Genomic DNA, 15,232 nt, shown 5'->3' with positions numbered 1-15,232 from the left:
GTGGTTGGCGTTTTGTTGGGTCGGGCTCCTTGGGCTTGTTTGTGTGCCGGGGCGCGCCGAGTACAACATGACGATCGTGGACAAAGCCCCTGAATACAGGCAGTTCGGACGGGTCGAAATCACCGGTTCCAACATCGTGAACCCCCGTGCCCGGGAAATTTTGCCAGTGCGGGTCATCGATCAACGCGAAATTCAGCGCCTGGGGGCTCAGAACATGACCGAGTTGATTCAGCGACTGCCTGCCATGCATTCAGCCAATGAGTTGGGCGGCGTGAATTCCGTAGGCAAAGGGGGCAACGAAGCTGGCGCCATTCACGGCTATGAAGCCGGGACTTTGGTTTTGATCAATGGTCGACGCGTGGCCCCGCTGGCGTCACAACGTGCAGATCTGGACCGCACGGCTGTCGATTTGTCATTGCTGCCATTGAGTGCGATTGCGCGCATCGAAATCCTGTCCGACGGCGCATCGACCACTTATGGCAGCGATGCCATTGCCGGCGTGATCAACATCATCACCCAGGAACACACCGATGGCTTGACCCTCAAAGCGGAAATGCTCAACCCTCAAGGCTCGGGGGGAAGTGGAAAAAGCATGGCGCTGAATTGGGGTCGGGGAAAACTTGCACAAGATGGCTATGCCTTGCAAATCCACTTTGAAGCGTCCGAGCGGGAAGCTTTGCTGGCCAAAGAGCGCAGCTACACCGACCCTCGGGCCAAACCTTATGGCGTGGATGCCAACGGGCGCCCACTGACGTTTGTGCCGCGGTACACGAACTACTCGTATTCGTCGCCAGGAAAAACCTACAAACCCGTTGAGACAGCCGCCGACTGCACAACAGGTTATGACTTTGTGCCGGATGTGACCTTGTCGTTGAGCAGTCCGGCTTACCACGGCATCAAGCGTTGCCTGTCGAGCACCTACCGAAACAGCAACATTTACCCCGAAGAGCGCTCCCAAACCCTGTATGCCCAGTTTGATCGGGTCTTGTCGGTCCATCACACCCTGTTCTCGGAGCTTTCGCTGCAGCACGCGGCCAATGCATACACAAACTTATCTCCGACCAACACAGCCTTGGTCTTTAAGATGCCTAATTATTATTACTACGCACCGGATGCCTACCAGTCGGGGGCGCGGACACAGAACAACAACAGAAAACGCTTGGTGCTCGGCTCCCGTGGGCGCTTGGCCGATTGGGATTACACACTCAGCGCAGTACACAGCCAAAACGGCACAAAGCTCAATGAGGAAGGGGCTTACCAAGCGACCACAAGCGCGCAATGGGCCGCCTTGCTCCAACCCTATGCGAACGAACTGGTCAACGACCCTGCCAGCTATTCAACCGGGCTGAAAAGTGCATTGAACAGCCGAATTCGAGACCCCCGACTGCTCAGTGAGGCGAGCATCGTTCAACAAGGGCTGGAACTGCGCGGCTCCAAGGTGGTTGGCGAGACGCAGTGGGGCGACATCCAGCTGGGCGGCGGTGTTTTTGCGCAGCAGCAAAAGCTGGACATTACAAACCCGGCGAGCCCCGTGCTCATGCCCAGCTATTCAGCGCAACGCAAAAACATGGGGGCTTCGCTGGAGTTGCAAATTCCGGCTTGGGAGAACTTGGAACTGATGGGGGCCATGCGCGCTGAAAAGTACACCGGTTTTGGATCGGTTTTGACTGGCAAGGTCGGGCTCAAATACGCTTTGACAGAAAAAAGCCATCTGCGTGCCAACGTGGGCACAGGCTACAGAGCCCCCACCTTGAGCCAGATGACGCCAGTCGCCACATATGTTTTGGCAGGCACCACACCCAACAACAAACCGTTGAGCGGTTTCGCCGTAGGCAATCCCGATTTGCAACCCGAAAAATCGACGCAATGGAGTTTCGGTGCGCATGCCCAACCCCAGGCCAACTGGGGCATTGGTGCAGATTTCTGGCGCATCCGTGTCAAAGATACTTTTGGCACACCCACCATTTCGCAAATCGATGCAGATCCCCGGCTGAAAGCTGCGCATTACACGGTCAACCCCGATGGCAGCGTTCGCTATGACTTGCTGGCCATGAACCTGGGGCAAATGGAAAAAAGCGGCATCGATTACTACATTCAACACCGGCTGCCCACCGACTGGGGGCGTTGGTTGCTGGGCATTGAAGGAACCCACAACCTGAAATCACGCCGCAGCAACTACCCCGGCGACCCCCTTGTCTCGGACTTGGGGCAGTACCAAGTGGCATACGAGTCCGTCACGCCACGCAACAAAGTCAGGTTCACATCGGGGCTGGAACAGGCCAATTGGGGCATCAACAGTCAAATCAACTACATGTCGGGCAACCGTGAGCCCATCCCGCTTTACAGCGTGGTCGACTACCGTGGTTTGCCCGTTGGCGACCGTTACACCCACCAAGTCAAGGACACCTGGACCTTGGATGTATCGGGCTGGCATGCACTGTCTAAATCATTCAAGCTGCATTGGTCGGTCACCAACCTCACCAACGAAACGCCACCAGAACGCCTCATGTCATTGGGTGCCTCCATCATTTCATCACTTCCCCGCTCTGACACACGCTACAACGATTATTACGGCCGGACGTTCCGACTCGCTGGAGAATGGAAAGTATGGTGACTTGGCTGCCCCATTGAGGCACGAATCAAGGGCTATCATTGCTTTTTGTCTTATGGGGTGGTGTTGCCATCCTGCATCTCGCGATTTCACATGGCCACACCTCACCTCAAACCCGCCGACTACCTGATCAAGATCCTGAATGCCCGCGTGTACGACGTGGCCACCGAGTCGGCTTTAGAACCCGCCAAAAACCTGTCGCGCCGCCTGCATAACCAGGTCTTGCTCAAGCGAGAAGACCAGCAGCCTGTGCACAGCTTCAAACTGCGCGGGGCTTACAACAAGATGGCGCACCTGACGCCCGAGCAGCTCAAAAAAGGCGTGATCTGCGCCTCGGCCGGCAACCATGCCCAAGGCGTGGCACTCAGTGCCAGCAAGCTGGGCACGCGCGCGGTCATCGTCATGCCGACCACCACGCCACAGGTCAAGATCGACGCGGTCAAAGGCCTGGGCGGCGAAGTGGTGTTGTTTGGCGACAGCTATTCAGACGCCTACAACCACTCTGTGCTGCTGGAAAAAAAGCAAGGTCTGACTTTTGTGCACCCCTTTGACGATCCGGACGTCATTGCAGGCCAAGGCACCATTGCCATGGAAATGCTGCGCCAGCACCAAGGCCCGCTGGATGCGGTGTTTGTGGCCATCGGCGGCGGCGGCCTCATCAGCGGGGTGGCCAACTACATCAAGGCGGTGCGTCCCGAGGTGAAGGTGATCGGCGTGCAAATGAACGACTCCAACGCCATGATCCAGTCGGTGGCCGCAAAAAAACGCGTCACCTTGCCCGATGTGGGCCTGTTTTCGGACGGCACTGCCGTCAAGCTGGTGGGCGAAGAGACCTTCCGCGTGGCACGCCATCTGGTGGACGAATACATGACGGTGGACACCGACGCGGTTTGCGCGGCCATCAAGGATGTGTTTGTGGACACCCGCTCGATCGTGGAGCCCGCAGGCGCGCTGGCCGTGGCCGCCATTAAGCAATATGTGGCCACGCACAAGACCAAGGGCCAGACCTATGCGGCCATTTTGTGTGGCGCCAACATGAACTTTGACCGCCTGCGCTTTGTGGCCGAACGCGCCGACGTGGGCGAAGAAAAAGAAGCGCTTTTTGCGGTGACGATCCCCGAAGAGCGAGGCAGCTTCAAGCGCTTTTTGGAGCTGATTGGCAGCCTGCCCGGCGGCCCGCGCAACGTGACCGAGTTCAACTACCGCATGAGCGACTCGGACAAAGCCCATGTGTTTTTAGGGCTGAGCACGCATGGCAAGGGCGAGAGCACCAAGATCACGGCCAACTTCAACAAGCACAAGTTCCAGGCCATCGACCTGACGCACGACGAACTGGCCAAAGAGCACATCCGCCACATGGTGGGCGGGCACTCGGCCATGTCACAAGACGAGCGCTTGCTACGCTTTGAGTTTCCGGAGCGTCCAGGTGCCTTGCTCAAGTTCTTGAGCCTGATGCGCCCAGGCTGGAACATCAGCCTATTCCATTACCGAAACCAAGGCGCCGACTACGGCCGCATTCTGGTGGGCCTGCAGGTGCCGCCCAAAGACGACAAGGCGTTTGCCAAGTTTCTGGAGGCCCTGGGGTATCCGTATGCGGAAGAGACGAGCAATCCGGCGTACCGAATGTTTTTAAGAAGCTGACGCGGAGTTTCACATGCCAGCATCCCTTGAAGGCCAACTCGTCGTCGCCATCTCGTCGCGGGCCTTGTTCGACTTTGAAGAAGAAAACCGCCTGTTTGAGCAAGGCGACGACCGGGCTTACATGAAGCTTCAGCTGGACAGGCTGGAAGCGCCCGCCAAACCCGGTGTGGCGTTTTCGCTGGTGCGCAAGCTGCTGGCCTTCAACGACGCGAATGCGCAGCGGGTGGAGGTGGTCATCTTGTCGCGCAACGACCCGGTCTCGGGCATGCGGGTGTTCCGCTCGGCGCAGCATTACGGCTTGCCCATCCAGCGCGGCAGCTTCACGCGGGGCCAGCCGCCGTGGCGCTACCTCAAGCCACTGAATGCCAATTTGTTTTTGTCCACACATTTGTCGGATGTGCGTGCGGCACTGGGTGCGGGCGTGCCTGCCGCGCAGGTGTACCCGCACTCCGCCCTCGCGTCCGAAGCGCACCCTCACGAAGTGCGCATTGCTTTTGACGGCGATGCGGTGCTGTTTTCGGACGAGGCCGAGCGCGTGTTTCAGGCCGAGGGTTTGTCGGCGTTTCAGGCACACGAACGCGACAAGGCCGGGCAGCCTTTGCTGGCCGGGCCTTTCAAACCCTTGCTGGCGGCTTTGCACCGGTTGCAGCAAGAAGGCACGCCCGCCATGCGTATCCGCACCGCGCTGGTCACCGCACGCAGCGCCCCGGCGCACGAGCGCGCCATTCGCACATTGATGGACTGGAACATCGAAGTGGACGAAGCCATGTTTTTGGGTGGCTTGCCCAAGGGCGAATTCTTGCGCGAGTTCGAGCCCGACTTTTTCTTTGACGACCAGACGGGGCACATCGAGTCTGCGGCGCAGCATGTGCCTTCGGGGCATGTGGCGTCGGGGGTGTCGAACCCGGATTGACGGTCAAGGTGTCATGCTTGTGGGAGGCCACCCCTGCGGCCGAATGCACCCCAAAACCAGCTCACTTCTTTTCGACGTAGGGGGCGAGCGCCTTGGCGTCTATCCGATAGCTGGCAGCGCCCATGTGCGAGTCGGTTTTGGTGGCACTGATGAGGCCAGAGACCCACACCACATCCATCAGGCGAAAGCGCTTGTTGGGTTTGTCCAGCACCACATGCACGATCTGGTTGGCCGGAGGCGGCGGGGAATGCACGCAAGCGCCAAAGTAAGGCACCAGCAAAAACTCTTTCATGCCGCCGGGCACGTCCTCCAGGGGCACCAGGAAACCCGGTATGCGCACGTTTTGCCCCAGCAACAAGGGGTTGATGGGCGCGTTGTCCCACATCTTGCGCATTTTTTTCAAGGCTTCGTCAGCCCTCGGGTCGTTGTCTTTCAGACCATCCAGGTTCAGCGCTTTGAGGTCTTTGTAAGGGTCCCAGCCTGCCGGGATCAGTTGCTCCCAGCCGATGGTGCGCACCGGGCCTGGCGCGCTGGCCCCGGCAGGTGCGGCTTCGGCAGACAAAGCTGGCTGCACCTGCGGCACCAGCTCACGCGCGGTCTCGCGCACGCTTTGGGCCAGGGCGCCAAGCGGCCAAGTGCCAAGCACGCCCAAGCCACACAGCAGCACGCCCGTTTTCAAAAATGCCGGCATTTTGTTCATTCCCACGCTCCCATATCCTGTTTTCATTGACGCACTGTTGTGAGACTGCCTACGGGTGCGTCACACGCGTGGCGACAGGCCATCGGCCAAAGACATGCGGTAAGCCCGCCAGGCGGGCCCCAAACTGGCCAGCAGGCCCGCAAGCAACACGGCTGCGGCCAGCGCCCACTGGGTGGGCAAGGGGGCAGCCATTTGCAAACGGATGCCCAGCGCGTTTTGCAGCCAAGGCGCGCACAACGCCATGCCCACTTGAGCCAACAACACGCCCAACAAGACGCCAACACCTGTGACCCACAGGCCCTCCCATGCCAGCAGACCCAACACATGGCGCGGCCCGGCACCGACTGCGCGCAGCACGGCCAGTTCGCGGCGGCGCTCGTTCAGGCCTGCCAACACCACCGCCATGAGCGACAGCACGCTCACCAATGCCACCAAAGCCGAGACGGCCAACAAGGCGTTTTCACCCAAGCCCAACACCGTCCACAGCTCCCCCAAGGCCACGCCAGGCATCACGCCCATCAGGGCTTCGCCCTCGTATTGGTTGACATAGCGCTGCACATTGAAAACCGCGGCCCGGGTTTTGAGGCCCACCAAAGCAGCTGTGACTTGTTGGGGCTCCAGGTTGAATTTGCGCGCATGATCGGCCGGAATCTGCCCGCCCGGCATGGGCGTGCCCGCCACCCAGCCTAGGTGCACAGCTTGCAGAGCCTGCAGGCTCACATGCACCGTGCGGTCCACGGGTGTGCCGGTCGGGGCCAGAATGCCCACCACCTTGAACGGTTTGTCGGCGTGCTCGTCTGCCTCTTTCTCTTCGCGGTCATGCTCGTGCAGGCCATGGCCCAGCGTGATGCTTTGGCCCAGGGCATAAGCCCTGTTGCGCGCCACCTCGGACCCGATCACGGCCTCGTACAAACCATCGAGGGTGCCAGCAAACACCTCGCCTTGCGCCAAGGCCAAAGGCTGTTTGTCGCCATAGGCAAAGTGCTGGAAATACCCGGGCGTGCTGCCCAGCACCGGATAGCCTTGGTGTGAGTCGCCCAGACTCAGGGGCACCACCCACGACACCGAGCGGTGCTGCGCCACAGCGCGCACGCTGTCCATGGACAGGCTTTGCGCGTTGCTGCCGATGTGGAACACCGAAAACAGCATCAGCTGCACCGGGCTGCTGCGGGCCCCAACAATCAAATCGACCCCGCTGACCGATTGCGTAAAGCTGCTGCGGATGTCGTGGCGCAAGCGCTCCAGCGTCCAGAGCAAGGCGGTGGCCAGCGCCAGTGACAGCACCACCCAGACCAAGGTGCTGCGCCGGTTCCAGGCGCTTTGCCGAGCAATGCCCCATAGGCTGTTCATGGGTTGCCCCCAGCCTGGAGCAACTCGGGCAAGGACCATGACACATCAAACCGTGCGGCCTGTTGTTCGTCATGGCTCACGCACACCAAGGTGCTGCCCGCATCGCGCGTCGCCTGCAAAAGCAGGTGCATGAAGTCTTGGCGCAATGCGGCGTCAAGCGCCGAGGTGGGCTCGTCCGCCAAAACCAACTCGGGCTGGCCCATCAAAGCGCGAGCGGCGGCCACGCGTTGTTGCTGGCCCACCGACAAAGCGTCGGCGCGGCGTGCCCACAGCTCAGCGGGCAAAGCCATGCGCTGCAGCCAACTTTGGGCGGAGGCTTCAGGCCCGCCGCCCATCTCGCAGCGCGCACGCCTCAGCGCAGAAAACCGGCAAGGCAGCGTCACGTTGTCGAGCACACTCAAATAGGGCAAGAGATTGAATTGCTGGAACACCACACCCACATGGTCCGCCCGAAACGCGTCGCGCTGGCCCGGCCGCAAAGCCGCCCAGTCTTGCCCCAGCAAAGACACACGGCCTTGCTGCGGCGTCAGCACGCCCGCCAACAAGCCCAGCAAAGTGCTTTTGCCGCAACCACTGGGACCGTGCAAAAAAACCGTTCTTCCGGCGTCCACATGCAGGCGGCCCAATGCCAGCGTGTCTTTGCCGTTCGGGGTCCATGCATAACGCAATGGCTCGATGTCGATCACACAGCTCTCCCTGTTTTGACTGGGCAATATACCCCGTCAATCGGGCACGGCGATCTTTCTGCGGCCTTCCCGGCGGGCAATCCACACCGTGGCGCACAAGATCACAAAAGCCCCCAGCCAAGTCGACTGGCTCGGCACGTCGCCAAACACCAGCCACCCCAGCAAGGAAGCCCAGACCAGATCGAGAAAGCGCAGCGACTGGGTGGCCGAAATATCGACCATGACAAAAGCCCGCGTCAGGCAATAGTGGGCCAGCGTGCCCAAGATGCCCGTGGCCAAAAACCCCAGCCATTGCATGGGCGTGGGCATTTGCCAGTGCGGCAAGGCCATAGGCAGGCTGAGCACGGTGACCGTGAGGGCCTGCCACAACACAATCACGCCGGGTTTTTCATAGCGGGTCAGGGCTTTGGTGATGAGGAAAGAAGCGGCAAACACCGGCGCCGAGGCCAGCATGACCAGGTTGTACCAGCCGCCACTGCCGGACATCTTGGGCAAAACCACCACCAACACGCCGGCAAAACCAATGAGTGCGGCGATCCAGCGGTCTTTGCGCATGGGCTCGCCCAAAAACCAGGCGGCCCCGATCATGATGAAAATCGGGCCGGTAAAGCCGATGGCGGTCATGTCGGCCAAGGGGATTTTGGGCAAGGCGGTGAACCACAAAATCAGGCCCAGGGTGTGCACCCCGCCCCGCCAGAACTGCCCGACCATGTTGACCGGCGCGTAAGCACGCCAGCCATCCCGGTACACCAGGGGCAGCATCACCAGCAGGCCAAACAGATAGCGCAAGAACTGGGACTGGTAAACGTCCAGGTGCAGCGTCAGCTGGCGGGCAATGGTGTTCAGGACCGAAAACAACAGGCCCCCCAACACCATCCAGACCATGCCCCGCACCGCCACAGGCCAGGCCGAAAATGTGCGCCGCCCACGGCGGTGGGCAAGCGTCCATTGACGAGCGGGAGAGAAAAAGGGTTTGCGCGGCTTCATGCGCACGCACCGAGATATAGAAGGTTCACCCTGCCATCTTAGGGTGAGTCATCGCCCAAGCGGGTCACTTGGGTTACGGGGCTTGATGGTCCTGGACGGGGGCCGAATGTGTGTGGGAGGCTGCCCCTGCGGCCGAATGGTGGATGTTGCGCTGCGCACATTCGCGAGCAGGGGCTCGCTCCCACGCAAACCGACGGGAATTAGCCAGCGCTGTTTTGCAGGGCGGCAATGCGCTCTTCAATCGGCGGATGGGTACTGAACAGCTGGCCGATGCCACCCGCAATGCCCATCGCCGCCATGCTCTTGGGCAACTCGGCCGTGTGCACGCCGCCCAGGCGGGCCAAGGCGTTGATCATGGGTTGCTTGCGGCCCATCAATTTGGCGGCACCCGCGTCGGCGCGGAACTCGCGCTGGCGGCTGAACCAGGCCACGATCATGGCGGCGACAAAGCCCAACAGAATGTCCATGACGATGGTGGTCACGAAATAGCCGATGCCCGGGCCACTGCTTTCTTCGTCGTTTTTGCGCAGAAAGCTGTCGACCGCATAACCCACTATGCGGGAGATGAACACCACAAAGGTGTTCATCACGCCCTGGATGAGGGTCATGGTGACCATGTCGCCGTTGGCGATGTGCGCCACTTCGTGGCCGATGACGGCTTCGATTTCTTCGTGCGTCATGTTTTGCAACAGGCCGGTGGACACGGCCACCAAAGCCGAGTCACGGAAAGCACCGGTGGCAAAGGCGTTGGGGTCGCCTTCAAAAATACCCACCTCAGGCATGCCGATGCCCGACTTGTCGGCAAACTTGCGCACGGTTTCAACAATCCAGGCTTCGTCGGCATTGGCAGGCTGCTCGATCACACGCACACCCGAGGACATCTTGGCGATCCACTTGCTCATGAGCAAGGAAATGATGGCACCACCAAAACCCATGATCAGCGCATAGCCCATCAAAGCGCCCAGGTTCAGGCCGTTGGCGGTCAAGAAGCGGTTCACGCCCAGCAAGTTGGCCACGATGCCCAAGACGACCACGACGGCGAGGTTGGTCAGGACAAACAGAAAAATACGTTTCATGGATGGTTTCACTTTCTACCCGAAAGACGCGGGCTCGTTGGGCTGAATATTAGGGGCTGGCAGCGCAAAATCAAACCGAAGGCGTCATTTCCGGATTGGCGTACGGTTTTTCAGCGCCTGCCTTGAGGCGAGGTGGTCTGAAAACGCTGACATCTTCGTAAAAAACAGGGGCTTCGTTGGCAGGCCACCAACCCGGCACGCCCAGCACGGGCAGCGGGCTGAAGGGTTTGGTCGCGAGCTTGTCGGCGCTCAAGTCCTGCGCCAGCCAGGCGTCGATCTGGTCATGCGGCACCTCGCAGGGCACGCGCCACAAATGCATGGTGATCGATTTGTAGGGCTGCACCAGTTTCTCGAGTGCCGCATGGCCAAACGTCCACAAGTGCGCATGGAGCCACTCTTGGCGCATGCCGACGAAAGCATCGGCCCAACGGTGTTCGGTCAATGCTGCCCACAAGGCGTCAGAGGCCTGGATCAGCAAGGCGTTTTCGTCGAACACCGTGGCAGCATCGCGCACCGGGCCACGCACCTGCCCCACCCCGGCTCGCGCAATTTCGCCAGCCTGCAGTTGGTTCAGTCGCTTTTTGGCCAACGGGAAGTGCATCCAGCACAGGGCGTTGAAAAAGTCGTGCAGCCCTTCGCGCGTGGGCACCTGCCCGGTGGCGAAGATGAAGTCTTCATAGGCCTGCCCTTCGGGCAAATCGGCTTGCGGCACAAAGCCCACCGGCGCCAAAGCGGCATCCGTCAGGGCTTGCGGCTGAGCGCACCCCGCCACCACACGCTGTGCAATGGGTTCACCGACCGGCCGCCAATCGGCCAACCATGGGGCCGCCCAATCGATGTCGGCCACGCCCAAGGTCGAGGCGGGTTCGCACCGGCAGCCCGGGCGGTTCGGGTTCAGGCCGACACCAGACGCCACGGCAAGCTCTCGCCGGAGCGCAGGGGTTTGAGTTCGGCTTCGCCAAAGGCAAAGCTTTCGGCAGGGGTCCAGCTTTCGCGGCGCAGCGTGATGCGGCCACTGTTGCGGGGCAGGCCGTAAAAGTCGGCGCCGTTGAAGCTGGCAAAGGCTTCGAGTTGGTCCAGCGCACCAGCCTGGTCAAAGGCTTCGGCATACATCTCGATGGCGGCATGCGCGGTGTAGCAACCGGCGCAACCGGTGGCGTGCTCTTTGAGGTGTGCCGGGTGCGGCGCGCTGTCGGTGCCCAAAAAGAACTTGCGGTTGCCGCCCGTGGCGGCTTGCACCAGCGCCAACCGGTGCGTCTCGCGTTTGAGCACGGGCAGGCAGTAGTAATGCGGGCGAATGCCACCCGTGAAGATGGCGTTGCGGTTGTAAAGCAGGTGGTGCGCGGTGATGGTCGCACCCAGCAAATCGTCGCCGCCGGCCACGTACTGCGCGGCTTCTTTCGTGGTGATGTGCTCCATCACGATTTTCAGGCCCGGAAAATCCCGGCGCAGCGGGATCAGTTGCTGCTCGATGAACACGGCTTCGCGGTCGAACAGGTCAATGTCTGGCGAGGTGACTTCACCGTGCACCAGCAGCAGCATGCCTTCGCGCTGCATGGCTTCGAGCACGGGGTAGATCTTGCGCAGGTCGGTCACGCCTGCATCGCTGTTGGTGGTGGCGCCGGCCGGGTAGAGCTTGCAGGCCACCACGCCGGCGGCCTTGGCCCGGGCAATCTCTGCCGGGTTCAGGTTGTCGGTCAGGTACAGCGTCATCAAGGGCTCAAAAGCCATGCCTTGGGGCACGGCCGCCTGAATGCGCGCCTTGTAGGCCAGCGCCTGCTCGGCCGTGGTCACGGGCGGCTTGAGGTTGGGCATGATGATGGCGCGGCCAAATTGCGCGGCCGTGTGCGGCACGACCACATTCAGGGCGGCGCCATCGCGCACATGCAGGTGCCAGTCGTCAGGGCGGGTGAGGGTGAGTTCTTGGGTCATGAGGCGTATTGTCTCAAACCTGTGGGCTCGGGTTTTCGAGCTGTGGTGCCAGCGATGGGGTCAGTGCTGCAGTATCTTGTTCAGAAAATCCTTGGTGCGCGGCTGGCGGTTTTCGGGGTGGTTGAAGAACTCGTCTTTCGAGCAGTCTTCAAGGATGCGTCCGCCCACGTCGATGAAAATCACCCGGTTGGCCACCTTGCGGGCAAAGCCCATTTCGTGGGTGACCACCATCATGGTCATGCCTTCGTTGGCCAGTTGCACCATCACGTCCAGCACCTCACCCACCATTTCGGGGTCGAGCGCCGAGGTCGGCTCGTCGAACAGCATCACGATCGGATCCATCGACAAGGCGCGGGCAATCGCCACACGCTGCTGCTGACCGCCCGAGAGCTGGCCCGGAAACTTGTCTTTGTGCGCCAGCAGGCCCACTCGGTCGAGCATTTTCAGACCCCGCTCTTTGGCTTCGGCTTCCGAGCGCCCCAAGACCTTGATCTGGGCAATCGTCAGGTTCTCGGTGACCGACAGGTGCGGAAACAGCTCGAAGCTCTGGAACACCATGCCCACGCGCGAGCGCAGCTTGGGCAAGTCAGTGCCTGCGTCCATCAGCGACACGCCGTCCACATGGATGCTGCCTTGCTGCACCGGCTCCAGGCCGTTGACGGTCTTGATCAGAGTGGACTTGCCCGAACCCGAGGGGCCGCAAACCACCACCACATCGCCCTTGTTGATGCTCACCGAGCAGTCGTTGAGCACCTGCACCGGGCCATACCACTTCGAGACGTTTTTGATTTCAATCATGTTCATTCCCCAATTTCAGCGCGTGCATCAGCGCACGATGGCGATCCTGGCCTGCAGGCGCTTGACGCTCCAGGACAGTGCAAAGCAAATCACAAAATAAACCAGCGCGGCCAGGATGTAGGCCTCTTCCGAACGGCCATAGATCTTGCCAGCGTTGGTAAAACCCTTGAGCAGGTCATAGGCCCCAATCGCATAGACCAGCGAGGTGTCCTGAAACAGGATGATGGTCTGCGTGAGCAGCACCGGCAGCATGTTGCGAAAGGCCTGCGGCAAGATCACCAGGCGCATGTTCTGACCATACGTCATGCCCAATGCCTGCCCTGCGAACACCTGACCACGCGGGATCGACTGGATACCGGCGCGCATGATCTCGCTGAAATAAGCCGCCTCGAACGCCACAAAGGTGATGATGGCCGACCATTCCGCGCCGATCGGGCGACCGATCACAAAGGGCATGAGCAGGTAAAACCACAGAATCACCATAACCAGCGGCACCGAACGCATGCCGTTGACGTAGATGGTTGCAGGCAAAGCCAGCATCTTGGAGCCTGACAAACGCATCAGGGCCAGCAAGGTCCCAAAGATCACGCCCCCGATGGTCGCCGTGATGGTCAATTGCACACTGAACAGCAAGCCGCCCAAAACGAACTTGCGCAAGACCTCGAGGTCGAAATAGGAAAAATCTAGTCCCAACATCTCAGTGCCCTCCCGTTCCACCCGAGACAATAAAGCCGGGCACGCGCATTTTCTTTTCGATCAGCGCAAACACCCGATTCACCGCAAAGGCAGACACCGCATACAGCGCTGTCACCGCCAGATACACCTCGATGCCGCGCGAAGTCTCTTCCTGCGCCTGCATGGCAAACATGGTCAATTCAGCAATCGACACCGCAAACGCGACCGATGAATTCTTCAGCAGGTTCATCGACTCGCTGGTCAGTGGCGGCAAGATGATGCGAAACGCCATCGGCAAGATCACATAGCGATACGACTGCGCGGTGGTGAAGCCCATGGCCATGGCCGCATAGCGCTGACCTTTGGGCAAGGCCTGAATGCCGGCACGAAACTGCTCAGCAATGCGCGCCGAGGTGAAAAACCCCAAACCAAACACCACCAGCATGAAGCCCGGTACCTGTTGGAAGGCCGGGAACATTTTGGGGACCACGAAATACCACAGGAAGATTTGCACCAGCAGCGGGATGTTGCGAAACAACTCCACCCAGGCATTGGCCAAGGCCGACACCACAGGCCGTCCGGGCAAGGTGCGTAAAGTGCCCACCACAGCACCAACCACCATGGCCACCAGCCAAGAGCTGCCTGCGACTGCCAGCGTCCAGCGCCAGGCTTCCAGCATCCATTCCAGATAGGTGCGGCCACTGCCGTCATCGGTCAAAAAGACTTGCCAATCCCATGTCATGCTCAAACTCCCTCGAACCGGCGAAACGATCGCCCAAAAAGAAACCCCGCCCAAGTCATCCCCGGCGGGGTTTGCTCAGCGCCTTGAAGAATTACTTCTTGGCGTAGTCTTCAGCAGGCTTGTCGTTCAGGTTAGCCCAAGCGGCTTTGGTGCTTTCGCTCAAAGCCAGACCGATCTTGACATTCTTGGGTGGGATGGGTTGCAGGAACCACTTGTCCCACAACTTGGCCATGTCGCCGCTCTTGACCAAGTCACGCACGGTGTCGTCGGCCAATTTTTTGAAAGCAGGATCGTCCTTGCGGATCATGATGGCGATGGGCTCAACGGCCAACACTTCGCCCACAATGCGGAAATCGGCGGGGTTCTTGGCATTGGCGATATTGCCCGCCAGGATAGAGCCGTCCATTACGAAGGCATCGGCGCGGCCGGAGTCCAGCAACAAAAAGCTGTCTGCATGGTCTTTGCCAAACACTTCATTGAAGTTCACGCCATTGGCACGCTCGTGCTTGCGCAGCAACTGCACCGAGGTGGTGCCCGTGGTGGTGGCCACGTTCTTACCGACCAATTGGGCGATCGAGGTGATGCCCGAAGCAAGCTTGGCAGCGATGCGGACTTCTTCCACGTAAGTGGTCACCACAAAGGCCACATCTTTTTGGCGGGCTGCGTTGTTGGTGGTGGAGCCGCACTCAATGTCCACGGTGCCGTTTTGCACCAAGGGGATGCGGTTCTGTGAAGTGACAGACTGGAACTTCACATCCACTTTTTTGCCCACGGTTTTTTCCACGTTGGCGATGATGCGCTGGCAGATTTCGTAGTGAAAACCGGCATATTTGCCGTCACCCAAGGTGTAAGACAGTGCGCCCGAAGAATCACGCACCCCCATGGTGATGGCACCCGAGGTTTTGACTTTGGCGATGGTGTCCGCTTGGACAGAGACACAAGCCAAGGCGGCAACGGCAACAGCCAGCAATTGTTTTTTCATTGGTTTCTCCAGAAAAGATCGCTCAAAGCGACAAGTTCAACGCCTGCAAGCTTGCAGTCGTTGTGCACCAGAATGGTAAGGCCTTCACCCGTGCTTTCCGGTGTTCGCACAAAATGTGCCTGTTTCTCAACAAGCCGTC

General features: G+C 60.1%; 14 protein-coding genes. 3 read left to right on the top strand and 11 right to left on the bottom strand.

The genetic code is table 11. The features are described 5' to 3' along the window. The first annotated feature begins 67 nt into the window (after positions 1 to 67). The 3 genes from ACZ5VE_RS01205 to ACZ5VE_RS01195 all read left to right on the top strand — a co-directional run bounded on the left by ACZ5VE_RS01205 (position 68) and on the right by ACZ5VE_RS01195 (position 5,165). A complete protein-coding gene (locus ACZ5VE_RS01205) occupies positions 68 to 2,614 on the top strand; it encodes a TonB-dependent receptor plug domain-containing protein (protein ID WP_464456270.1) in 2,547 nt (848 codons plus the stop codon). A gap of 90 nt (positions 2,615 to 2,704) precedes the next feature. Next, positions 2,705 to 4,252, top strand: coding sequence for a threonine ammonia-lyase, biosynthetic (ilvA, locus tag ACZ5VE_RS01200; protein ID WP_464456269.1), 1,548 nt, complete (start codon positions 2,705 to 2,707; stop codon positions 4,250 to 4,252). 13 nt (positions 4,253 to 4,265) lie between these two features. Continuing rightward, the gene (locus ACZ5VE_RS01195) at positions 4,266 to 5,165 is read left to right on the top strand and encodes a 5'-nucleotidase (protein WP_464456268.1); all 900 of its coding nucleotides are present in this window, start codon (positions 4,266 to 4,268) and stop codon (positions 5,163 to 5,165) included. Positions 5,166 to 5,226: 61 nt separating this feature from the next. Here the strand turns inward: ACZ5VE_RS01195 and ACZ5VE_RS01190 are convergent, their stop codons facing one another. The 11 genes from ACZ5VE_RS01190 to ACZ5VE_RS01140 form a co-directional block, all read right to left on the bottom strand. Further along, entirely contained in the window at positions 5,227 to 5,865 is a 639-nt protein-coding gene (locus ACZ5VE_RS01190; protein ID WP_464456267.1) for a DUF3299 domain-containing protein, read from the bottom strand. Between the two features lie 60 nt (positions 5,866 to 5,925). Next, on the bottom strand, positions 5,926 to 7,215 hold the full coding sequence (locus tag ACZ5VE_RS01185) for an ABC transporter permease (RefSeq protein WP_464456266.1): 1,290 nt from the start codon (positions 7,213 to 7,215) through the stop codon (positions 5,926 to 5,928). Further along, positions 7,212 to 7,901, bottom strand: a complete 690-nt coding sequence (locus tag ACZ5VE_RS01180) for an ABC transporter ATP-binding protein (protein WP_464456265.1) — start codon at positions 7,899 to 7,901, stop codon at positions 7,212 to 7,214. The genes ACZ5VE_RS01185 and ACZ5VE_RS01180 overlap by 4 nt, the downstream gene beginning before the upstream one ends. Before the next feature lie 36 nt (positions 7,902 to 7,937). Then, positions 7,938 to 8,888 (bottom strand): DMT family transporter, encoded by a 951-nt coding sequence (locus tag ACZ5VE_RS01175; RefSeq protein WP_464456264.1) that lies wholly within the window; start codon positions 8,886 to 8,888, stop codon positions 7,938 to 7,940. A gap of 200 nt (positions 8,889 to 9,088) precedes the next feature. Further along, positions 9,089 to 9,964, bottom strand: a complete 876-nt coding sequence (gene htpX / locus ACZ5VE_RS01170; protein ID WP_464456263.1) for a protease HtpX — start codon at positions 9,962 to 9,964, stop codon at positions 9,089 to 9,091. A gap of 70 nt (positions 9,965 to 10,034) precedes the next feature. Then, positions 10,035 to 10,811 (bottom strand): DUF3025 domain-containing protein, encoded by a 777-nt coding sequence (locus tag ACZ5VE_RS01165; RefSeq protein WP_464457412.1) that lies wholly within the window; start codon positions 10,809 to 10,811, stop codon positions 10,035 to 10,037. 47 nt (positions 10,812 to 10,858) lie between these two features. After that, positions 10,859 to 11,896: a dihydroorotase gene (pyrC, locus tag ACZ5VE_RS01160; protein ID WP_464456261.1), complete on the bottom strand. Its 1,038-nt coding sequence runs from the start codon at positions 11,894 to 11,896 to the stop codon at positions 10,859 to 10,861. A gap of 60 nt (positions 11,897 to 11,956) precedes the next feature. Further along, a complete protein-coding gene (locus ACZ5VE_RS01155) occupies positions 11,957 to 12,694 on the bottom strand; it encodes an amino acid ABC transporter ATP-binding protein (RefSeq protein ID WP_108285193.1) in 738 nt (245 codons plus the stop codon). Positions 12,695 to 12,721: 27 nt separating this feature from the next. Then, positions 12,722 to 13,390: an amino acid ABC transporter permease gene (locus ACZ5VE_RS01150; RefSeq protein WP_464456260.1), complete on the bottom strand. Its 669-nt coding sequence runs from the start codon at positions 13,388 to 13,390 to the stop codon at positions 12,722 to 12,724. A 1-nt stretch (position 13,391) separates the two neighbouring features. After that, a complete protein-coding gene (locus ACZ5VE_RS01145) occupies positions 13,392 to 14,111 on the bottom strand; it encodes an amino acid ABC transporter permease (protein ID WP_464456259.1) in 720 nt (239 codons plus the stop codon). 91 nt (positions 14,112 to 14,202) lie between these two features. Continuing rightward, on the bottom strand, positions 14,203 to 15,093 hold the full coding sequence (locus ACZ5VE_RS01140) for an amino acid ABC transporter substrate-binding protein (RefSeq protein ID WP_464456258.1): 891 nt from the start codon (positions 15,091 to 15,093) through the stop codon (positions 14,203 to 14,205). Positions 15,094 to 15,232 lie beyond the last annotated feature (139 nt).

It is taken from the genome of Limnohabitans sp. INBF003 (genome assembly GCF_055396645.1).
This window is presented reverse-complemented; position numbering and strand designations above follow the sequence as displayed.

Excerpts from the sequence above, each read along its gene's own strand:
- ilvA (WP_464456269.1), top strand. The coding sequence starts at position 2,705 with ATGGCCACACCTCACCTCAAACCCGCCGACTACCTGATCAAGATCCTG.
- ACZ5VE_RS01205 (WP_464456270.1), top strand. The coding sequence starts at position 68 with ATGACGATCGTGGACAAAGCCCCTGAATACAGGCAGTTCGGACGGGTC.
- ACZ5VE_RS01155 (WP_108285193.1), bottom strand. The coding sequence starts at position 12,694 with ATGATTGAAATCAAAAACGTCTCGAAGTGGTATGGCCCGGTGCAGGTG.
- ACZ5VE_RS01190 (WP_464456267.1), bottom strand. The coding sequence starts at position 5,865 with ATGAACAAAATGCCGGCATTTTTGAAAACGGGCGTGCTGCTGTGTGGC.
- pyrC (WP_464456261.1), bottom strand. The coding sequence starts at position 11,896 with ATGACCCAAGAACTCACCCTCACCCGCCCTGACGACTGGCACCTGCAT.
- ACZ5VE_RS01185 (WP_464456266.1), bottom strand. The coding sequence starts at position 7,215 with ATGAACAGCCTATGGGGCATTGCTCGGCAAAGCGCCTGGAACCGGCGC.
- ACZ5VE_RS01195 (WP_464456268.1), top strand. The coding sequence starts at position 4,266 with ATGCCAGCATCCCTTGAAGGCCAACTCGTCGTCGCCATCTCGTCGCGG.
- htpX (WP_464456263.1), bottom strand. The coding sequence starts at position 9,964 with ATGAAACGTATTTTTCTGTTTGTCCTGACCAACCTCGCCGTCGTGGTC.
- ACZ5VE_RS01175 (WP_464456264.1), bottom strand. The coding sequence starts at position 8,888 with ATGAAGCCGCGCAAACCCTTTTTCTCTCCCGCTCGTCAATGGACGCTT.
- ACZ5VE_RS01150 (WP_464456260.1), bottom strand. The coding sequence starts at position 13,390 with ATGTTGGGACTAGATTTTTCCTATTTCGACCTCGAGGTCTTGCGCAAG.
- ACZ5VE_RS01140 (WP_464456258.1), bottom strand. The coding sequence starts at position 15,093 with ATGAAAAAACAATTGCTGGCTGTTGCCGTTGCCGCCTTGGCTTGTGTC.
- ACZ5VE_RS01145 (WP_464456259.1), bottom strand. The coding sequence starts at position 14,111 with ATGACATGGGATTGGCAAGTCTTTTTGACCGATGACGGCAGTGGCCGC.